At 64.5% G+C, this 17519-nt stretch carries 20 protein-coding genes; all 20 read right to left on the bottom strand.

Annotated elements, in window-relative coordinates:
- Nucleotides 1-20: 20 nt before the first annotated feature.
- A complete protein-coding gene (locus LB516_RS21790) occupies nucleotides 21-689 on the bottom strand; it encodes a response regulator transcription factor (RefSeq protein WP_015315897.1) in 669 nt (222 codons plus the stop codon).
- 222 nt (nucleotides 690-911) lie between these two features.
- Entirely contained in the window at nucleotides 912-1499 is a 588-nt protein-coding gene (locus tag LB516_RS21785) for a transglycosylase SLT domain-containing protein (protein WP_181171169.1), read from the bottom strand.
- A complete protein-coding gene (locus LB516_RS21780; RefSeq protein WP_224720349.1) occupies nucleotides 1429-2808 on the bottom strand; it encodes a flagellar hook-length control protein FliK in 1380 nt (459 codons plus the stop codon). Before LB516_RS21780 ends, LB516_RS21785 begins: the two co-directional genes overlap by 71 nt.
- On the bottom strand, nucleotides 2805-4172 hold the full coding sequence (locus LB516_RS21775; protein ID WP_224720348.1) for a chemotaxis protein MotC: 1368 nt from the start codon (nucleotides 4170-4172) through the stop codon (nucleotides 2805-2807). Before LB516_RS21775 ends, LB516_RS21780 begins: the two co-directional genes overlap by 4 nt.
- Entirely contained in the window at nucleotides 4169-5536 is a 1368-nt protein-coding gene (locus LB516_RS21770) for a MotB family protein (RefSeq protein ID WP_224720347.1), read from the bottom strand. The genes LB516_RS21775 and LB516_RS21770 overlap by 4 nt, the downstream gene beginning before the upstream one ends.
- Nucleotides 5533-6153, bottom strand: a complete 621-nt coding sequence (locus LB516_RS21765) for a hypothetical protein (protein ID WP_224720346.1) — start codon at nucleotides 6151-6153, stop codon at nucleotides 5533-5535. The genes LB516_RS21770 and LB516_RS21765 overlap by 4 nt, the downstream gene beginning before the upstream one ends.
- 3 nt (nucleotides 6154-6156) lie before the next feature.
- Nucleotides 6157-7806, bottom strand: a complete 1650-nt coding sequence (fliF, locus tag LB516_RS21760; protein WP_224530250.1) for a flagellar basal-body MS-ring/collar protein FliF — start codon at nucleotides 7804-7806, stop codon at nucleotides 6157-6159.
- 126 nt (nucleotides 7807-7932) lie between these two features.
- On the bottom strand, nucleotides 7933-9003 hold the full coding sequence (locus LB516_RS21755) for a flagellin (RefSeq protein ID WP_015315904.1): 1071 nt from the start codon (nucleotides 9001-9003) through the stop codon (nucleotides 7933-7935).
- Nucleotides 9004-9278: 275 nt separating this feature from the next.
- Nucleotides 9279-10274 (bottom strand): flagellin, encoded by a 996-nt coding sequence (locus tag LB516_RS21750; RefSeq protein ID WP_015315905.1) that lies wholly within the window; start codon nucleotides 10272-10274, stop codon nucleotides 9279-9281.
- Nucleotides 10275-10516: 242 nt separating this feature from the next.
- Nucleotides 10517-11248, bottom strand: a complete 732-nt coding sequence (fliP, locus tag LB516_RS21745; protein WP_015315906.1) for a flagellar type III secretion system pore protein FliP — start codon at nucleotides 11246-11248, stop codon at nucleotides 10517-10519.
- Nucleotides 11245-11739 carry a flagellar basal body-associated FliL family protein gene (locus tag LB516_RS21740; RefSeq protein ID WP_015315907.1) on the bottom strand — a complete coding sequence of 165 codons (495 nt, stop codon included), beginning with the start codon at nucleotides 11737-11739 and terminating at the stop codon, nucleotides 11245-11247. Before LB516_RS21740 ends, fliP begins: the two co-directional genes overlap by 4 nt.
- 20 nt (nucleotides 11740-11759) lie before the next feature.
- The gene (gene flgH, locus LB516_RS21735) at nucleotides 11760-12464 is read right to left on the bottom strand and encodes a flagellar basal body L-ring protein FlgH (protein WP_015315908.1); all 705 of its coding nucleotides are present in this window, start codon (nucleotides 12462-12464) and stop codon (nucleotides 11760-11762) included.
- Nucleotides 12461-13048, bottom strand: coding sequence for a MotE family protein (locus LB516_RS21730; RefSeq protein ID WP_411961378.1), 588 nt, complete (start codon nucleotides 13046-13048; stop codon nucleotides 12461-12463). Before LB516_RS21730 ends, flgH begins: the two co-directional genes overlap by 4 nt.
- Before the next feature lie 2 nt (nucleotides 13049-13050).
- Nucleotides 13051-14292: a flagellar basal body P-ring protein FlgI gene (locus LB516_RS21725; RefSeq protein ID WP_140721464.1), complete on the bottom strand. Its 1242-nt coding sequence runs from the start codon at nucleotides 14290-14292 to the stop codon at nucleotides 13051-13053.
- The gene (gene flgA, locus LB516_RS21720; protein WP_224596440.1) at nucleotides 14289-14801 is read right to left on the bottom strand and encodes a flagellar basal body P-ring formation chaperone FlgA; all 513 of its coding nucleotides are present in this window, start codon (nucleotides 14799-14801) and stop codon (nucleotides 14289-14291) included. Before flgA ends, LB516_RS21725 begins: the two co-directional genes overlap by 4 nt.
- A gap of 6 nt (nucleotides 14802-14807) precedes the next feature.
- Nucleotides 14808-15596, bottom strand: coding sequence for a flagellar basal-body rod protein FlgG (gene flgG / locus LB516_RS21715; RefSeq protein WP_015315912.1), 789 nt, complete (start codon nucleotides 15594-15596; stop codon nucleotides 14808-14810).
- Between the two features lie 10 nt (nucleotides 15597-15606).
- Nucleotides 15607-15930 carry a flagellar hook-basal body complex protein FliE gene (locus LB516_RS21710; RefSeq protein ID WP_015315913.1) on the bottom strand — a complete coding sequence of 108 codons (324 nt, stop codon included), beginning with the start codon at nucleotides 15928-15930 and terminating at the stop codon, nucleotides 15607-15609.
- Nucleotides 15927-16343, bottom strand: coding sequence for a flagellar basal body rod protein FlgC (gene flgC, locus LB516_RS21705; RefSeq protein ID WP_015315914.1), 417 nt, complete (start codon nucleotides 16341-16343; stop codon nucleotides 15927-15929). The genes LB516_RS21710 and flgC overlap by 4 nt, the downstream gene beginning before the upstream one ends.
- 2 nt (nucleotides 16344-16345) lie before the next feature.
- Nucleotides 16346-16726: a flagellar basal body rod protein FlgB gene (flgB, locus tag LB516_RS21700; protein ID WP_015315915.1), complete on the bottom strand. Its 381-nt coding sequence runs from the start codon at nucleotides 16724-16726 to the stop codon at nucleotides 16346-16348.
- Between the two features lie 192 nt (nucleotides 16727-16918).
- Nucleotides 16919-17500, bottom strand: a complete 582-nt coding sequence (locus tag LB516_RS21695; protein WP_224583355.1) for a hypothetical protein — start codon at nucleotides 17498-17500, stop codon at nucleotides 16919-16921.
- Nucleotides 17501-17519: the final 19 nt, after the last annotated feature.

Here is a 17519-nt window from a genome sequence, read left to right as displayed (position 1 = left end):
GAGGCTGGCGCGGTGCCGCATCAGAACACGAGCCGGTAGCCGAGGAAGCGCTTGGAATCGATCGGGTCGGTGCCCAGCTTCTCGCGCAGTTTCTTGCGCAACTTGCTGATGTGGCTTTCCACCACGTTCTCTTCGACCTCTTCGTCGAAGATGCCGTAAATGGCATTGAACACCTGGGTCTTGGTGACGCGGCGGCCACGGTTGCTCGCCAGATATTCCAGGATACGGCGCTCGCGGCGCGGCAAGGGCAGCGGCTGCCCGTCGATCTCGGGATCGCGGCCGTCCATGAAGATGCGCATGGCGCCGATCTCGGTATAGGCGACGTCCTCGCTGGCGCGGCGGCGGATGGCGGTGATGCGGGCCAGGATTTCGCGGATGTGCACCGGCTTGCGGATGACGTCATCGACGCCGCTCTCGAACAACCGCAGCGTGTTTTCCAGCGAATGCTGCTCGCTGAGCGCAATGACCGGAGCTCCGGTGCGGTCGCGGATCTGGCGCGGCGAGATCGCGCCGTCGCGACAGTCGCCGATCAGGAAGGCCCGCACCGATCGCAGATCGGTGTCGGCGGCCGAGTTGACCCACTCGCCGAACTCGCCCGGCGCGAAACCGGCGCAGGCGATCCCCTCGCGGTCGAAAAGTGAATTGTAGCCCTCTGTCACGAGCTCTCGCTCGTCAACGATAACGATCATCGGCCCCGCCTCCGAATCAGCACATTTGCCCCGTGGGGAAAGGCGTATCCGCTGGCGGGAATCCTGAACAACCGTCATTTCTTGTAACTAGTTTCTTGGGAGTCCGGAATCGCATCGGTTGCATTAGCGTGCAGCCAGATATGCTTGGGGCCCAAGTCTCGGCCAAGTCGAATCGATCGCTTCGCAGCCACGGGACTGATGTATTAGAAGTGGAAAATGCGCTTACGGGTTGCAGAAGGCGCGTGCGTTCGTGGTCCATTTGCCGAAGCCGGTGGCCACCATGTTGGCGATCACCCTGCAGACATAGACCTTCTGCGCCGGGTCGTTGTCGGGTCCGGCATGATAGCGGGCGACGGCCATGGACCAGGTCTCATGGCGGGCATGGAGGCTGGCCAGGAAGCGTGCCGCGTAGTCGACGTTCTGGCGCGGGTCGAGCATGTCCTCGACGCTGCGGAAATGCGAGGCATGGTAGTGATGGTTGATCTGCATGCAGCCGAGATCGATCAGCGTCTTGCCCTCGCGCTGGGCGTTGGCGAAGGCGGCAAGTGCTTCGTCCCGGCTTCTCGGGAAGACTGCTTTTCCCTCTATATTCAAGGCATTGGGTTGAAGGCTGCCCTTGTTTCCGGTTTCCGTCAACCCGACGGCATAGAGGATGCCGGCAGGCACGCCATAGCGGTCGGCGGCACGCAGGATCTCGGGTTCGCAAGGATTGGTGGCGGCGCCTGCGCTGCTCGCGAGGCTAGATAAAAACACCGCCGCCAGCGCGCTCGCGAGAAGGCGAAGCGGCGCGGCCATGTGCTTGCGCTTCATCATGATTACCCCTTGCGGATTGCTGACCTGACTGCTGGCCGCCGGCTCCACTGTTGCCGCCGCCGGAATTTCCGGGCTGGAAGGATGACGGATCGCGGCCGGGTGCAGCGCTCATCGAGGCGGTTGCATCCGTGCGGGTTGTAGAGGGAATTGCCACCGAAGGTTGCAGGATGGTGACCTTGTCAACCTCGAAGCCCAGCCCGCGCAGCGACTTGACGATCGCCTCGCTGTCACTGGAAAGCCGGCGATAGGCATCGTGTGTGTCGGGCTTCAATTCAATCGACAGTTGTTCTCCGGAGAGCCGAAGATGGGCCGTCACCATGCCCAGTTCGGCCGGGTGAAGTTCGATCTTCAACACATGTGTCGGAACGGCAACAGAGCCTGTCAGCTGAGCGGTCGCGGAGGCCGTGGAAAACGCCTGGTTCGGACCGCCATCGGCTGAAATGGCGCCGATCACGTTCAGGGCTGCCTGGCTTATCGGTGCCTGCGGCGGCGCGGGGAAGCTGCGCTCGGAAACGACGTCGATGCGTGCAGCCGCCGACTGCTGTTTTCCCGGCTCGGACCGCAACGCGGACTGGAGATCGGCGATCGATTTCAACTGCGGCGCCGCCTGCTTCGTCTCCACGCCCGGCACCTCCGCAGGCGCCTCGGGCAAGGGGCCGGCCGTGACCATACTGTCATGTTTGGGCGTGCCGGCGGCATCACGAATGAGCTGGCCATCGAGTTTCGTCAACGGTCCGTCGACCAGCGATACCCGCTCGGGCTTGGCCATGGGTTCGAGACCGTCACGTCCGGCGGCGGATTTCTGCCGATAGGCCTTCGGCGGAAGCTGTCCAACGACCGCGGCGTCCTGTTCCCTTCCGGCCGCGCTCTGGTCGGCCGTTTTGGCCGATGTCGAGAAATGGCGTAGGTCATGAAACGCCATCAGCAGCGCTAGATGCTCGTCGAGCGGCGTCGCGCCCGATTCGGCGGCCGGCGCGTCGGCATCGGCATCCTTGTCCGTCCCGGCGTCCTTGCCGTCCTTCATGGATTTCGCGGCAGACGATCCGCTCGGCGTGGTCCTTGCCTTGCCGGCGGGCCTAGGCTCGTCCTCGCCTGCCTTTGCCGCAAGCTCCGCGGCAAGCTTGCTCCACCGCGGATCGCGGGAGCCTGGCCCGGCCGGTGGCTGCTTCTCCGAATGGGCAGGGCTTGCGCCGCCGTGCACCATCCCTCCGAACCCGGTGTCGTCCTTCTTTCCGGACGCGGCCGGCTGCTCGGCCGTGCGCGCGGCGGTAAATCCTGGCAGGGCCGGGCCGAGGCTGGGGGTCATTTCGGGGCGGCTCCAAGCATCTGGTCGATCAGGTCTAGCTGTCGACGGGTTTTCGTCATGGCGGCGTCGGTCGGGTCTGTCGTGTCGGCGGCGGCCGCGACCGCCGGGGCCGATGCCGGCAGAACGATTGCCGGGTCGGTTGCCGGCGCGGATGTGTTCGGCGCAGCGGGCGCCGCCGCCTGGGGCGCCACGGCCGGCTTCTCGGACACGGCACCCTCGACGGGTGGCAATCCGGCGGCATCCGTGGTCGATGCAGCCGCAATTTCGGGTTCGGGCGATGGTACGACCGGCGCGGGCGCCGGATTTGCGACCGGAAGAGAAGCAGGCGGCGCCACCACTTCGCCGGCGATGGCCTGGGCCGCGTCGAGCAAGGCCCGGTCGCCGTCCGATAATTTGCTGCGGTCGATCTTGCCAAGTTTGGTGCGCACGTCCTCGATCGTATCGGAGGTCACCGTGGACAGGCTGGAATAGAGCAGGGCGCGCGGATCGCCCTGGTTGGTGTTGCCGTCGCGACCCTGTTCGGCCCGCGCCGAGGCGAAGGCCGACAAGTCACTCATGCCGTCAATCGCGGCGCGGCGAGCGATACGCAGATAGATCACCTTCTCGCGCTCGGGGTCCATCATCGAGGTGATGTCGGCCAGCTTGTCCTGGCTGATCGACATATGCAGTGCAATGACGCCGGAAACGAAGGAGTCGGCGAACTGGCTGGCGTAAGGCGAATAGAGGTAGCGCTCGACATATTGGGTGGAGGCAAGCGCGAACCGCGCCGCGTCGCCCTGCGTCACGGCAATGCCGACCGAGCGCCGCAAGGCCGCTTCCTCGACCAGAGTGCCGGGGCTGAGCAGCTTGGCTTCATCGAGCAGCGTGAGTGCGGCCGCCGGCTGATCCGTGGCAAGCAATGAGCCTTTGACCAAAGCGAGGAACGCGCCGAGGTCGCCTGGCAGGGTCATCGGGTCGATCGGCCTCAGGGCTTCGATCGCCTCGCCTGGCCGGCCGTTCAGATAGTCGATCACCCCTTTGGCCATGGCAAGGTTCCGCGGATCGGAGGCGGCGCGCGATACGGCCGCCTCGAGGGTCACCGGATTGCCGCCGCTCATGCCGTAGACCAGCAACGCGCGAAAATTCTTGGGATCCTTGAAATCCTCGGCGTCCGCCGCGCGCAACCGCGCATCGGTCATCTCGAGCAGCTTGGCCTGCATCGGCATCGCGGCATGATCGCCGGCCGCGATGCGGTCCTGAACGAGCTGCAACGAGCGGACCAGCTGATAAGGCTGCAGCGTGTCCTGGGCGAGGCCCGCAGACGGACAAGCCGTGGCCAGCAGCAACAGGCCTATCATGCGGCTGGTGAGCGCCGCCCGTTTCATCCGCCGGTTGCCATCAGGATCTCGATGCGGCGGTTGGCCGCCGACAGCGGATCAGCGGCATCCTTGGGCTGGCGATCGGCGAAGCCGGCAACCTCGGTGATGCGGCGTTCATCGACGCCGCCACGCACGAGCATGTAATAGGCCGAGTGCGCGCGCGCCGTCGACAGCCGCCAATTGTCGTAGTTGGCACCGCGGAAGGGACGCGCATCGGTGTGGCCGTTGATGCTGATGGTGCCTTTCTGGCCGTTGACGATGCGGCCGATCTTTTCCATCGCCAGCACCAGTTCGCGGCTCGGCACCGCCGAGCCGACCTCGAACATGCCAAAGTCGAGCTGATCGGTGATGGAGATGACGACACCCTTGTCGGTGGCTTCCACCGAGACGCCGTCATGCAGCTTGTCGCCGGGCTTGAAGGCATCGGCCAGCTGCTGCTTGACGTCGGCGGCGGCCTTCAGCGCGGCGGCGGTCGGAGCCTTGTCCGTCTCGAATTTTGCGGCCTCCTGCTTCGCTGCGGCCGTGTCCGCCTTGGCCATGTCCGCGGCCTTGCCGTCTCCAGCCTCGGCCCTGGTATCGCCGGCCTTGGCATCAGCAGTCTTGGCCATTGCCGCCGCGGCGTCCTTGCCATCCCCGGCCAGGGGCTCCAGTGGTGCATCCTTGATCGGCGGCGCCGGCGGCACGGCCTTGACCTTGGCGATCTGTGTCTCGGCAGCCTTGTCGCCGGGCTTGAGCGGATCGCCCTCGACCCTGGGGCGCTGGGCGCTCGCCTCGGCGCCGGGCGCGGCGACCTGCTGCGACCAGAAGTCCGGCTCGAAAGGATCGCGGTAGGACGCGCCACCCGAGGCGCCCGTCGCCGGGCCGGAATTCTGCGCGCCGCCATCGCCCCTCTGGCTGACATTCTGCATGACGCCGGTATCCGTGGCGATCTCCGAAAGCACCGCATAGGGGTCGGCGAAAAGATGCTCGTCGGACTGTTGCGACTGCTGCGGCTCCTGCTTGTCCTGTTTGCGATTGGACGAGCCCGCGGCGCCGGTGCCGTCCTGTCCAGCCTTGGTGGTCGCTTCCTGCGGGTCTTCGGCCGTCGGCCCGGCCGTGCGCGGTCCATTGCCGAGATCCTTGAGGCCCTTGCGGCTCGACTCGCGGTCGACCAGCTTGACGGGGTTGAAATAGCTGGCGACGGCCGTCTTGGTCTGTTCGTTGGCGGCATTGATCAGCCACATGACCAGGAAGAAGCACATCATCGCGGTCATGAAATCGGCGAAGGCGATCTTCCAGACGCCGCCATGATGACCTTCGTCGTGGTCGTCATGGCCGCGCCGCACGATGATGATCTCGTGCCTGCCATGATCGGCTTCGGCGACGCTCATGACAGGACCTCGGACAGGGTTACCGACCATTCGGCCATTCGCGTTTCGAACACGGCCTCGTCGATGGTGACCATCAGGTCGAAGCCGGGCGCCTCGATGAAGTCGAGATTTGCGGCGCGGGACCCAAGCGACGCCTTCAGCGTTTCGAACAGCGAGAGCGGCCCGCGAACGGCAATGCGCACCGCTTCGCCATCGCCAACGGCTTCGCGGATCGCGCCGGCGAGCGCTTCGAGCGAGCGCTTCCGCAGATCGTCGCTGACAACGCCGCCGATGATGCGGGCGACCGTGGCGGCGACAAGATCCGTCACGCGCGCCTCCATGGCGTCGATGCGCGACGAGACCGCCTTGCCGACATCGCCGCCGAAACTGTCGAGAAAGGCCTTTGCTTCCTCGGCATTTGCCTGGCGTTCCGCTTGCAGCGCCGCTTCATGGGCCGCAGCAAGCCGTTCGCCGAGCGCCGCCTCCGCCTGGGCAACGGCTTCGGCGATCAGCGTGCCGATATCGGCCGTCGGTGCTGCCGCCTCGGGCTTATTCTCGGCGGTGGCCTGCGGCTGGCTGGCGCGTTGCACGCGCGTGCCGAAATCCGGGAGAAGATCAAAGAGGGCTGCGGAGGGCATGGTCTACGCCGCGACTTCCTGGGCCGCCCATTTGCGCAGGATCTGCGCGGTGCGTTCCTCGTTGATGTCGACCATGCGGGCAAGCCGCTCCTGCGGGGCCGGCCTGATCTTCTGGCGCAGATCGTCGAGCGGGGTGGCGCCGGCGCGCGTGCCGGGCAGAGCACCAATGGCGGCACCCGCATCGGCGGAAGCGGCTGCCTCCGGAGTGGGCAGGGAGCGCTGGACCTCATCGAAATTGGGGCCTGCTATAGCGGGCGTCGCCTTTGCCGTCAGCGCGGCCGCCATCGGCCGCAGGCCGAAGAAGGCGACCAGGAACACCACCACGATGAAGGCGCCGGCATTGATCAGCGTGCCGGCATGCTGGCCGATGGAATCGAGCATTCCCGCCTGTGGCACCGCCTCGCCGTCCAGCCCGTCGATGAACTCGACCGCCGAGACGTCGATGACGTCGCCGCGCTTGTCGTCGAAGCCGGTGGCGGAGCTTACCATCTTCTGGATTTCGGCGACGCGCTTGGCGATCTGGTCCGGTGTCGCGTCCTTGCCCAGGATCGTCTTCAGCCGGTCCTGGTTGACGACGACGGCGATCGACATCTTGGTGACGCTGTAGCCATTGGAGACGGTGGCGATCTTCTTGGAGTTGATCTCGTAGTTGGTGATCTCCTCCTTGCGGTCGTTGGCCGAGGAGGTCTGCGGACCCTCGGTGCTGGCCGCCTGCGTCTCCGGCAGGTTCTGCTCGACGCTGGCCGGGGTCGAGGCCTGTTTCTGGTTGCTGTTCTCGTTGGCGCGCACCGATTGCACCGAGCGCTCGACACGGGACTCCGGATCGAAGATCGTCTCTTCGGTCTGGCGGGTGTCGGTGTTGACATCAGCTTTTACGCTGGCGCGGAAATTGTCGGGCCCGAGATAGGGCGTGAGCGCGCGGCGAATGTTGTCGCCGATCTGCGCCTCCACGGTCTGCTCGACGCCGAGCGTGCGAGCGGCACTGGTGTTGGATGGATCATCGCCCGCGGCCAGCAGATTGCCGTTGGAATCGAGCACCGTCACCTTGTCGGCCGACAGGCCAGGGACTGCGGCGGCGACGAGATGGCGGATCGACATGGCGCTCTTCTCCGCGTCGATGCCGGCGTAACGGATGACGACCGACGCGGAGGGCTGCTGTTCGTCGCGACGAAAATTGGCGCGCTCGGACATGACGATGTGGACGCGCGCCGCCTTGATGCCCGATATCGATTGGATGGTGCGGGCGATCTCGCCTTCGAGCGCGCGCACCCGGGTGATCTGCTGCATGAAGGAGGTGAGGCCCATCGCGCCGACATTGTCGAACAATTCGTAGCCGGCATTGGCGCTGGTCGGCAGGCCCTTTTCGGCAAGCAGCATGCGCGCCTGCGCCGTGGTGCCGGCCGGAACCAGCACGGAGGTTCCGTCGGCGCCGACGTCGAAGCCGATGCCGGCCTCGCCCAGCACCAGGCCGATCTGGTTCACGTCGGAGCGATCGAGCCCGACATAGAGCGTGTCGTAGGCCGGGCGGTTGAGGTAGACCGAGGCAATGCCGATGACGCCCATCACCAGGACGGCGATGCCCGCCAGCATGGCCAGGCGCCTGACGCCAAAGCCGCGGAGATTCGAGATGATGCTCTGGATCTGTTCCGGCACGATTGAGCGACTCCCAGCATGACTGTCCGCCGGAACACTAGCCCCCGAAGCTTGTGCGAAAATGAAATCGGGCCGCGCTTGCGGCGCGGCCCGTGAATTTCGAAGTATCCGTCAGCTAGGCCACGGTTAGCCGTTCTTGAACAGCGACAGGATCGACTGCGAGGAGCTGTTGGCGATCGACAGCGACTGGATGCCGAGCTGCTGCTGAACCTGCAGCGCCTGGAGGCGGGTCGATTCCTTGTTCATGTCGGCATCGACGAGCTGGCCGACGCCGCGATCGATCGAGTCCATCAGGCTCTGCGTGAAGGTCTTCTGCAGGTCGATGGAGCTCTTGGCCGCACCGAGAATGGTGGCGGAGTCGGTCAACTGGCTCATGACCTTGTCGATCTTGCCGACCATCTGGGTGATGATGTCGTCGGTCACGCCGGCCGCGGTGATATCGAGGTTGTATGCGGAAACATTGTCGATCCTGGGAACCACCGCCCCGGCCGCGGTCTGGCCGGCGGTGTTGGCGGCAATATCCGTGCCGCCGCCGGCGATTGCGGCCGCATAAGCGGTATCATACAGGTCCTGGGCGGCCGCCGTGGAATAGACCGAGGTCTGGCGGTCAAGCGTGCCCTGGTTCTTGACGGCGGTGGAGAGACCGGAATCGAACAGCTTGGTGCTCTCGACATCGATGTCGATCGTCCCGAGCGAGATGGCGCCCGACGATGAGCGATTGAAGGACGACACGATCTTGGCGTCGGCCTGGACGCCATCATTGGCGGCGGCGACCTGCGTCGATGTCACCGAAAGATAATTCGAGCCCGAAAAGGTGGCGGCATCGGCAAAGGACTTCATCTGCGCCTGGAGCGCGGTGATTTCGGTCTGCGTCTTTGCCTTGGCGGCACCCGTCTGGCCAATGGTCGAAAGCAACTTGGTCTTGATCTTGCCGATCGTATCCAGCGCATTGTTCATGCCGGTATAGGCAGTGTCGACTTTCGAGGCGCCCAGGCCGAGCGCGTCCTGGACTGTCGACAGCGCCTGGTTGTCGGAGCGCATCGTCGTGGCGATCGACCAGTAGGCGGCGTTGTCGGAGGCCTCGGAGACCCTGTAGCCCGTCGAGATTCGGGACTGCGTTTGCTCGAGCGACTTGTTGGTGGCGTTAAGGCTTTGAAGTGCGGTCAACGCCGCGGCGTTCGTCATGATGCTCGCCAAGAAACTCGCTCCTTTTTCCAGACCGGTCCTTCTCAAACCGGCGTTGCCCTCGCGAGCCGCTCGACCCGCTGGTGGATTACCGTCACCCGATCAGGCCGATTCGGCAATCCGTTGTAAGTCATTGGTTAACCATGACTAGCGCGTTATGGTTAACGGCCTGTTAAAAGGCAGCTTTCGAGGGTTAAGAAACGAGGGTTGCGCGGGGCTGGAGCAAACGCAAAACGGGCCGCGCTTTTGGCGCGGCCCGTTTGCCTGGTTTGATCGGTCGAGAGGGATCAGCCGCGGAAGAGCGACAGGATCGACTGCGACGAGCCGTTGGCGATCGACAGCGCCTGGACGCCGAGCTGCTGCTGAACCTGCAGGGCCTGGAGGCGGGTCGATTCCTTGTTCATGTCGGCATCGACGAGCTGGCCGACGCCGCGATCGATGGAGTCCATCAGGCTCGAGGTGAAGGTCTTCTGCAGGTCGATGGAGCTCTTGGCGGCGCCGAGCTTGGTGGCAGCGTTGGTCATGCCCTTCAGCGCGGCATCGACGACGTTCATCATAGCCTGGATCTGGGTGTCGCTCGCAGCGGTGGTGCCCGAGAAGATCTTCAGGCTGGCGACCGAATAAGTGTCGGTGGCCGCCGCGGCAGCGCCCAGGGTCGGGTTCGAGGCCGCGGCCGCGACGCTGCCATCGGTACCGAGGCGGTCGGCGTCGAGGATACCCTTCGTCACGCCGGCAGCAGTGCCGGCTTCATACAGCTTGATGCTTTCCACGTTGACGTCGATCGTCGAGATCGAAACCGCGCCGGTTGCGCTGCGGTTGAAGGCGGAAACGATCTTGACGTCGGCCGCGGTCGTGGCGGTGGCGCCGCTGTTGACCGAGAGCATGTTGGTGCCGGAGAAGGTGGCGCCATCGGCATAGGCCTTCAACTGCTTCTGAAGAGCGGCGATTTCGACCTGGGTCTTTTCCTTGGAAGCGTCCGTCTGGCCGTAGGATGCGGTCAGCTTCTGCTGGATCTGGTTGATGGTCGTGATCGCGCTGTCCATGCCGGTGTAGGCGGTGTCGACCTTCGAGGCGCCGAGGCCGAGCGCGTCCGAAACGGTGGACATCGCCGAGTTGTCCGAGCGCATCGTGGTGGCGATCGACCAGTAGGCGGCGTTGTCCGACGCCTGGGAGACGCGATAACCCGTCGAGATGCGGGCCTGGGTGGTGTCGAGGTTCTTCTGGGTGGCGTTCAAGCTCTGCAGAGCGGTCAACGCCGAGGCGTTGGTCATGATACTGGCCATGGCTACTCGTACCTTGTTTTACAGGGTGTTTTTTGCATACCGGTTTGTCCGGTATGACGGAGCGGCATCATGCCAATGACCGTTGCGTTTGGGTCACCCGCCATCTGCGAGCGACTATGGCGGCGAGTCCCTACCAAACGACTAAACTGGACGGTTAATCGAAAATAATTCGGAGGAATTCGATGACGCGGCGCGCTGCCCAATTCCGCAGGCAGGCCATACCCGATGTCGAGCGCGCACGGTCAGGTGAAAGAGCGCACCAGGCTGCCGACGAGCAGGTTCCAGCCGTCGATCAGGACAAAGAACAGGATCTTGAACGGCAACGACACGACCGTGGGCGGCAGCATCATCATGCCCATCGCCATGGTGATGGTGGCCACGATCAGGTCGATGACCAGGAATGGCAGCACGATCAGGAAGCCGATCTCGAAGCCGCGCCGGATCTCGGAGATCATGAAGGCAGGCACCAGGATGCGCAGGTCGACCGTCTCCTTCGCAACGACCTGGCCGCGTTCGCGGGCGAGGTCCGCGAAAAGGTCGAAATCCTTGTCGCGCACATTGTGCAGCATGAAGGTGCGGAACGGATCGGAAATCTTCTCGAAGGCCTCTGTCTGGCTGATCTGATTGTCCATCAACGGCTTGACGCCGGTATTCCACGCCTGATCGAAGGTCGGCGCCATGACATAAAAGGTCATGAACAGCGACAGCGAAATGAGGATGAGGTTCGCCGGCGTCGATTGCAGGCCAATGCCGGCACGCAGGATGGAGAAGGCGATGACGAAGCGGGTGAAGCTGGTCACCATGATCAGCAGCCCCGGCGCCACCGACAGCACGGTGAGCAGGCCGAACATCTGGATGATGTAGCCGACGGTGGCGCCATCGGCCTTGCCGATGCCGCCAAGGTCCAGTTGCTGGGCCGCCGCGACGGAGGTGGCGGCGCCAATCAGTGCCGCGGCAAGAAGGAATTTTCTCATTCGAGCAGCAATGTCCTGACGAGAACCTGTTTGACGTGCCCCTGACTGCGGATCGAGGCGCGTTCGTCGAGATCGGCCTTCAGATGCTGGTAGCCGCTGGCGCCTTCGATCTGGTGCATCTTGAGGGTACGCACGAAGGCCAGAAGATCCTGCTGGACGTCCTCCGCCATCGCCGGCGGCTGCGGAGCGTCGTAGACCACGGACACTTCCATCCTGATCCAAGTGTCCGCGGGCGAGGCGATGTTGGTGGTGATCGGCGCCAGCGCGACGAGCGTCGGCCCCGCGCCAGCTTGTTGAGCGGCTTCGGGCTGGGGTACCTTGCCCTCGTTTTCAGGCGCGACTGGCACCGACGATGGTGCGCCGACGCCCTTGAGATAACCGCCCGACATCCAGCCCATGCCGATGGCGGCGGCCGTCACCACGAGCAGCATGGCGCCCTGCACGGCAAGGGAAGGACCCTTGCGAGGCTGAATCTGATCGACATTGGCCATGGTGCCGCGCTCTCCAATGCCTAGAACGGAAGAACCTGGTCGAGGACCTGCTGGCCATAAGCCGGCTGCTGGACCTCGCTGACGCGGCCACGGCCGCCATAGGAGATGCGCGCCTCGGCGATGCGTTCATAGGAGATGGTGTTTTCCGCGCCGATGTCCGACGGGCGCACCATGCCGGCGATGGTGAGCACCCTGAGCTCGTAGTTGACGCGCACTTCCTGGGAACCCCTGATCATCAAATTGCCGTTGGGCAGGACCTCGGTGACGACGGCGGCGACGTTGAGCTCCAGGTTTTCGGAGCGCTTGATTTCGCCGTCGGCATTGGTTTCGGTGCTGGAACTCAAGCCGGCGTCGCCCTTGCCGCTGGTGCTGTTGCCTTCCCATCCGAGCGTGACGTCATAACCCAGCTTGCGTGCGGCGGTGCGGCTCCGGTCGTTCTGGTTCTTGAAGTTGGCCTTGTCGTTGAGCTTGATCCTGACGGTCAGGATGTCGCCTTCGCGCAGCGCCCTGGGATCGGTGAACAGCCGGCTCTGGCGGTCATCCCACAAAGAGAACTTCTTGACCGGCGCGGCGGGCGGCTGAGGATAGCTGTAGGGTGCTGCCCCGTCGCCGCCGATGCCCGAACCGACCGGCGACAGCGATGGTTCCCTACCGATTTCCTTGAAATTGGTTGCGCAGCCGGACAAAGCTGCCGCCGCGCACAGGATGAGCATTCTGCGGATCATGACGGATCTACCCTTCGGGCTGCGCTGGCCATGATGCCGGTGAGCGTCGCCGCCGCCTTCTGGTCCATTTCGTTGAGGATGACGCCCGCCTTGCGTGAATCGAGCTTCATCAGGATGGCCGCGGCGAGGTCCGCATTGACGATCGCCAGGCGTTCGGCCGCCGCATCGGGCTTCATGCCGGCATAGATCTTGACGACGCCGTCCTCGGCCCGGGCCAGAAACACCTCGCGCCGCTTCAACCAGGTTTCGTATTCGGCTTTCTTTGCGTCCAGCGCCTTCATGCGCTCGTCGATGCCTGCCTGCAGCTGTTTTAACTCCTCCGCCTGCAAGGCATAGCGGCGGTCGCGCGCGGCGTCGGCGATGTTGGAGCAGAAGCGCTCGATCTCGCTCTGGTCCGGCGCCTTTTCTCGTGTCAGTTGCTGCGGTGCGACCGCGGGCTGCGCTCCGGGCAGAATCTGACGAACGACATCCTCGCCGCGTGCGCCGCTGCTCGAAACGGACATGGCCGCGAGGACCGTGGCCGCGAACAAGATTGCGCGGGGAGGGCGTCCTTGATGGGATGAGAGGGAGGTGATCATCGACATCGCTATTGGAGAACCAGATCGGCTTGCAAGGCGCCGGCCGACTTGATGCCTTGCAGGATGGCAATGATGCCGTCCGGCTTGACGCCGAGACGGTTGAGGCCGGAAACGAGAGTTTGCAGGTCGGGCCCGTCGAGCACGGCGACGCGGGCGTTGGGCCGGGTGGCATCGATGGCTGTGAACGGTTCGACGGCGGTTTCGCCCTTAGAGAAGGGTTCGGGCTGCACCACGCGCGGCGCTTCCGTAATGCGCACCGTCAGCGTGCCGTGGCTGATGGCGACACGTGAGATCTTGACGTCGTTGCCGATGACGATGGTACCGGTGCGCTCGTCGATGACGACGCGGGCCGGCGTGTCGGACTCGACCACCAGGTTTTCGATCTCGGCATAGAAGCGGGCCGCCGAAACGCTCTTCGGCCGCCTGATCTGCACGGTGCGGGAATCGCGCTCCGCCGCCACGCGCATGCCGAAGCGCTGGGCGGTGTAGTCGTTGATCGCGTCCGCGATGCGGATGGCGGTGGAGAAATCGGGATTGCGCAATTGCAGTGTCAGCGTCGACTGGTCATCGAACTCGGCCTTCACCTGCCGCTCGATTATGGCCCCGTTCGGCACGCGGCCGGCGGTCGGTACGCCTTGCGTCAACTGCTCGGCCTGGCCTTGAGCGGTGAAACCGGAAACGATGACCGCGCCCTGGCCGACGGCGTAGATCTCCCCGTCCGCCGCCTTCAGCGGCGTCATGATCAGCGTGCCGCCGGCAAGCGAGGTAGCGTCGCCCATCGAGGAGACGTCGATGTCGATGCGGGCGCCGGACTGCACATAGGGCGGCATGTTGGCGGTGACGATGACGGCGGCGACGTTCTTGGCGCGTGCGCTGCCGCCTTCCGTGGCGATGCCGAGATTTTCGAGCATGGCGCGGATCGACTGTTCGGTGAACGGCGAGTTGCGCAGGCTGTCGCCGGATCCGGCGAGCCCGATGACGAGGCCGTAGCCGACGAGCTGGTTGTCGCGCGAACTCTGCAGCTGCGCGATATCCTTGATGCGCGAGGCGACCTGGCCAGGCGGCAGCGAGCTTGGTCCGGGCGAAACGCGGAACATGCGCGCGGTGGTGGCGGGATCATATTCGGGATCGTCGTAGACACCGCCATTCCTGGCGGCGAGTTCGCGCTTGGCCTTGGGCGTCAGGCCATCGGCTAGTGCCGGCTGCAGACCGAGCGTGGCCGCAATCAGAAGGGCAAGCAGGCGCATCATGAAGCGCCGACCTGGATGGTGCCGTCGGCCATCACCGTGCCCGAGAGAATCTTGCCGCTGTCGCTGTTGCGTACCTTGATGAAGTCGCCCGCCGAACCCGCCTGCAAGGTCACGGCGGTGGCCGTTATCGTCAGCCCGCCGGCGACGAAGAAGACCTGCACGGCGGCACCCTGCTCGACCAGCCAGGCCTCACGGACGGCGGCTGAAGGAATGTAGCGGCCGGGCAGCAGTGTGCGCTTGGCGATCTTGCCCTGCAGTTCCTCGGAACGGGTCGCAACAGCATCGGGCTTGTGCTTGCCGGGGATGAGGGTGACCTGCTTCAGGGCGGCGAGTTCGATGGTCTCGCCGGGATAGATGACCCGGTTGGGGATCAGCACGACCTCGCCAGCAGGTTGGTTGCTGACGATCTGGTTGGCCGAGTCCTGGGCGAAAGCCGGCATGCCGCAGGCCACCAGCGCAAGGGCGAGCGCGGCGCGACGGAATGCGGAGCAGGAGATCGGCATGGCCATCATCCGTTACCTGATGTTCTTGGAGACGACGGAGGCCATGTCGTCGGCGGCCTGGATGACCTTGGAGTTCATTTCATAGGCGCGCTGCGCCGAGATCAGTTCCGTGATCTCCTTGACCGGGTCGACATTGGAGGCCTCGAGATAGCCTTGCTGGATGGTGGCGAAGCCGGGATCGCCGGGCACGCCGACATTGGCCGGGCCGGAAGCCGTTGTCTCCTGGAAGAGATTGTCGCCGAGCGGCGCGAGGCCCGCCTCGTTGGCGAAGTTGACGATCTGGAGCTGGCCGAGGTTCTGCAGGTCGGTCTGGCCGTCGATGCGGGCGAAGACCTGGCCGGTCTTGTTGACGATGACTTCGACCGCATCAGTCGGCACGGTGATGGCCGGAATGACACTGGCGCCGTCCACCGTCACCAGCTGGCCGGTGGCGTTGGTGTTGAAGGCGCCGGCGCGGGTATAGAGCGTACCGCCATCGGCGCCTTCGATCTGGAACCAGCCCCTGCCGGTGAGCGCCATGTCGAAGCTGTTGCCGGTGCTGGTCAGTTCACCCTGAGTGTGGACGTTGCGCACGGCGGTCGTCTTGACGCCGAGACCGATCGAAACGCCTTCCGGCACCAGCGAGGCATTGGAGCGGTTGGGGACGCCTTGCGTGCGGTCGACCTGGTAGAGCAGGTCGGAGAATTCGGCGCGCGCGCGCTTGTAGCCGGTGGTGTTGATGTTGGCGATGTTGTTGGCGATGACTTCCAGATTGGTCTGCTGGGCATTCATGCCGGTGGCGGCGATGGCGAGTGCTTTCATGGCCTGCTCCTCAGATGCCCATGCGACTGACTTCGAGATAGGCCGAGACCACCTTGTCGCGGATGGCGACGGCGGTCTGCAGCGCCTGCTGGGCGCTCATCACGGCATCGACCACCTGGCGGGTGTCGGCGTCGCCCTTGAGCGCCTGCATCGACACCTGCTCGGCATTCTGCATGGTGCTGACGGTCTTGGAGGCAGCCTGGCTCACCGCTTCGGCGAAGGAGGTGCCAAGGTTGCCCGATGCCGCCGGCGCAACGCCACCCTGCAGCAGATCGGTGGCTGTATGGCCCAGCCCAGGCTTCAGGTTAAGCGCGCCGATGCCGTTGACGATCATTGGTTCCTCATCAGGTCGATGGTCATTGAAATGAGATCACGCGCCTGCTTCACGACTTGCAGGTTGGCCTCGTAGGAGCGGTTGGCCTCGGTCATGTCGGCCATCTCGATCAGCACGTTCACATTGGGCATCTTGACGTAGCCCTTGTCGTCGGCGGCCTCGTTGCCGGGCTGGAATTCGACGGGAAAATTGCTCGGGTCGCGGTCGATCGAATTCACCTCCACCGTCGAGCTGCCGGAGGCCCGGTCGAGTTCGGAGACGAAGCTGATGGTCTTGCGGCGATACGGGTCGGCGCCCGGCGTGGTTCCTGTCGACTGGGCGTTGGCGAGGTTCTCCGAAACCACGCGCAGGCGCTCGGACTGGGCGCCGAGGCCTGATGCTGCGACTTTGAGGGCTGCGGTCAGTGCGTCCATGGTCAGCTCTTCACCGCCATCATCATCATTGAGTGGAATGCCTTGACGATGGCCGTGTTGAGTTCGAAGGAGCGGCGCACCTCGCCGGCCTTGAGAAGCTGGTCTTCAAGCACGACCGTGTTCTTGGAGGGCATGACCACGCCGTCGTCTTCCTGCGGCTTGATGGAGAAGCCGGCATTGGTCGCCGCAGTGCCGAGATGGCCGGGCTCGGTGATCTGGAGCGACACCGCGGTGCGGTCGAGCACCTTCTCGAACGGCTCGACATCGTTTGCCGTGTAGCCCGGCGTGTTGGCATTGGCGATGTTGCCGGCGACCGCCGACTGACGTACCGACAGCCACTGCGCTTGCTTGGCGGCGAGATCGAAAAGGGAAACAGGCTCCATGGGAATCTCCGGGCATGTGCCCAAAGACTAGGACGCCAGTCTTGCGCGGACCTTGCGATCGGTCGCTAGAACGTGAAGGCGAAAACGGTGAAGCGGTTTTCGGACGACATCATGCTCCATCCCTTGAAATGGAGACGGATGATTTCAGGACGATCCGACCTGAAATCATCCTCGGCACAAAACCGTGACGGCTTATCTGGAAAGCTCGATCACCTGGTTGGCGCTGGTGAGCATGACCCATTTGCCGTTGCGCTGCTCGATCGCCGATACCTTGCTGGAATCCGGCAGCGTCGAACCGCGCTGGACCATCCACAGGCCGGTGTCGTCCTCGATCATGGCGCGGCCATTGGCGACATGGACCATGCGGAACTTCGCGATGTCGGCGGGGAAGGGTTGCTCGCCGGGCGGCTGCGTTTTGGAATCGTCCTGCACCGTGCCGGTGGCAAGCAGATCTACATCGGCGTTGGGAACGTCCCTGGCGGTCAGCGGCGCGCTGCGCTCGGCGACCACGCCACCTCCCGCACGTCCCGAATTGGTACCGGTGCCGCCGAACTTGATCGCCTGCACGCCGAACTGGTCCTGGTTGAAGAAGATGTACCAGGGAAACAGGGCGCAGGTCAGGCCGAGCGTGATGCCGAGCGCGGCGATGACGACGTCGCTGCGACGGTCCGCCTTCTTCTTGCCCAGTCTGGGGAATTGCGGCTTTGGCGGCTGCGGCCATTCGCTGGCGGCAAACAGACCATCGATCAGCGATTCGCGACTGGCTTGAGCCATATCGGCAGCCTCGACGCGG

This window comes from Mesorhizobium sp. CO1-1-7, from assembly GCF_020164885.1.
Lineage (GTDB): Bacteria > Pseudomonadota > Alphaproteobacteria > Rhizobiales > Rhizobiaceae > Mesorhizobium > Mesorhizobium australicum.
The sequence above is the reverse complement of the archived record's forward strand: the minus strand, read 5'-3'. Positions and strand labels throughout refer to the sequence as shown.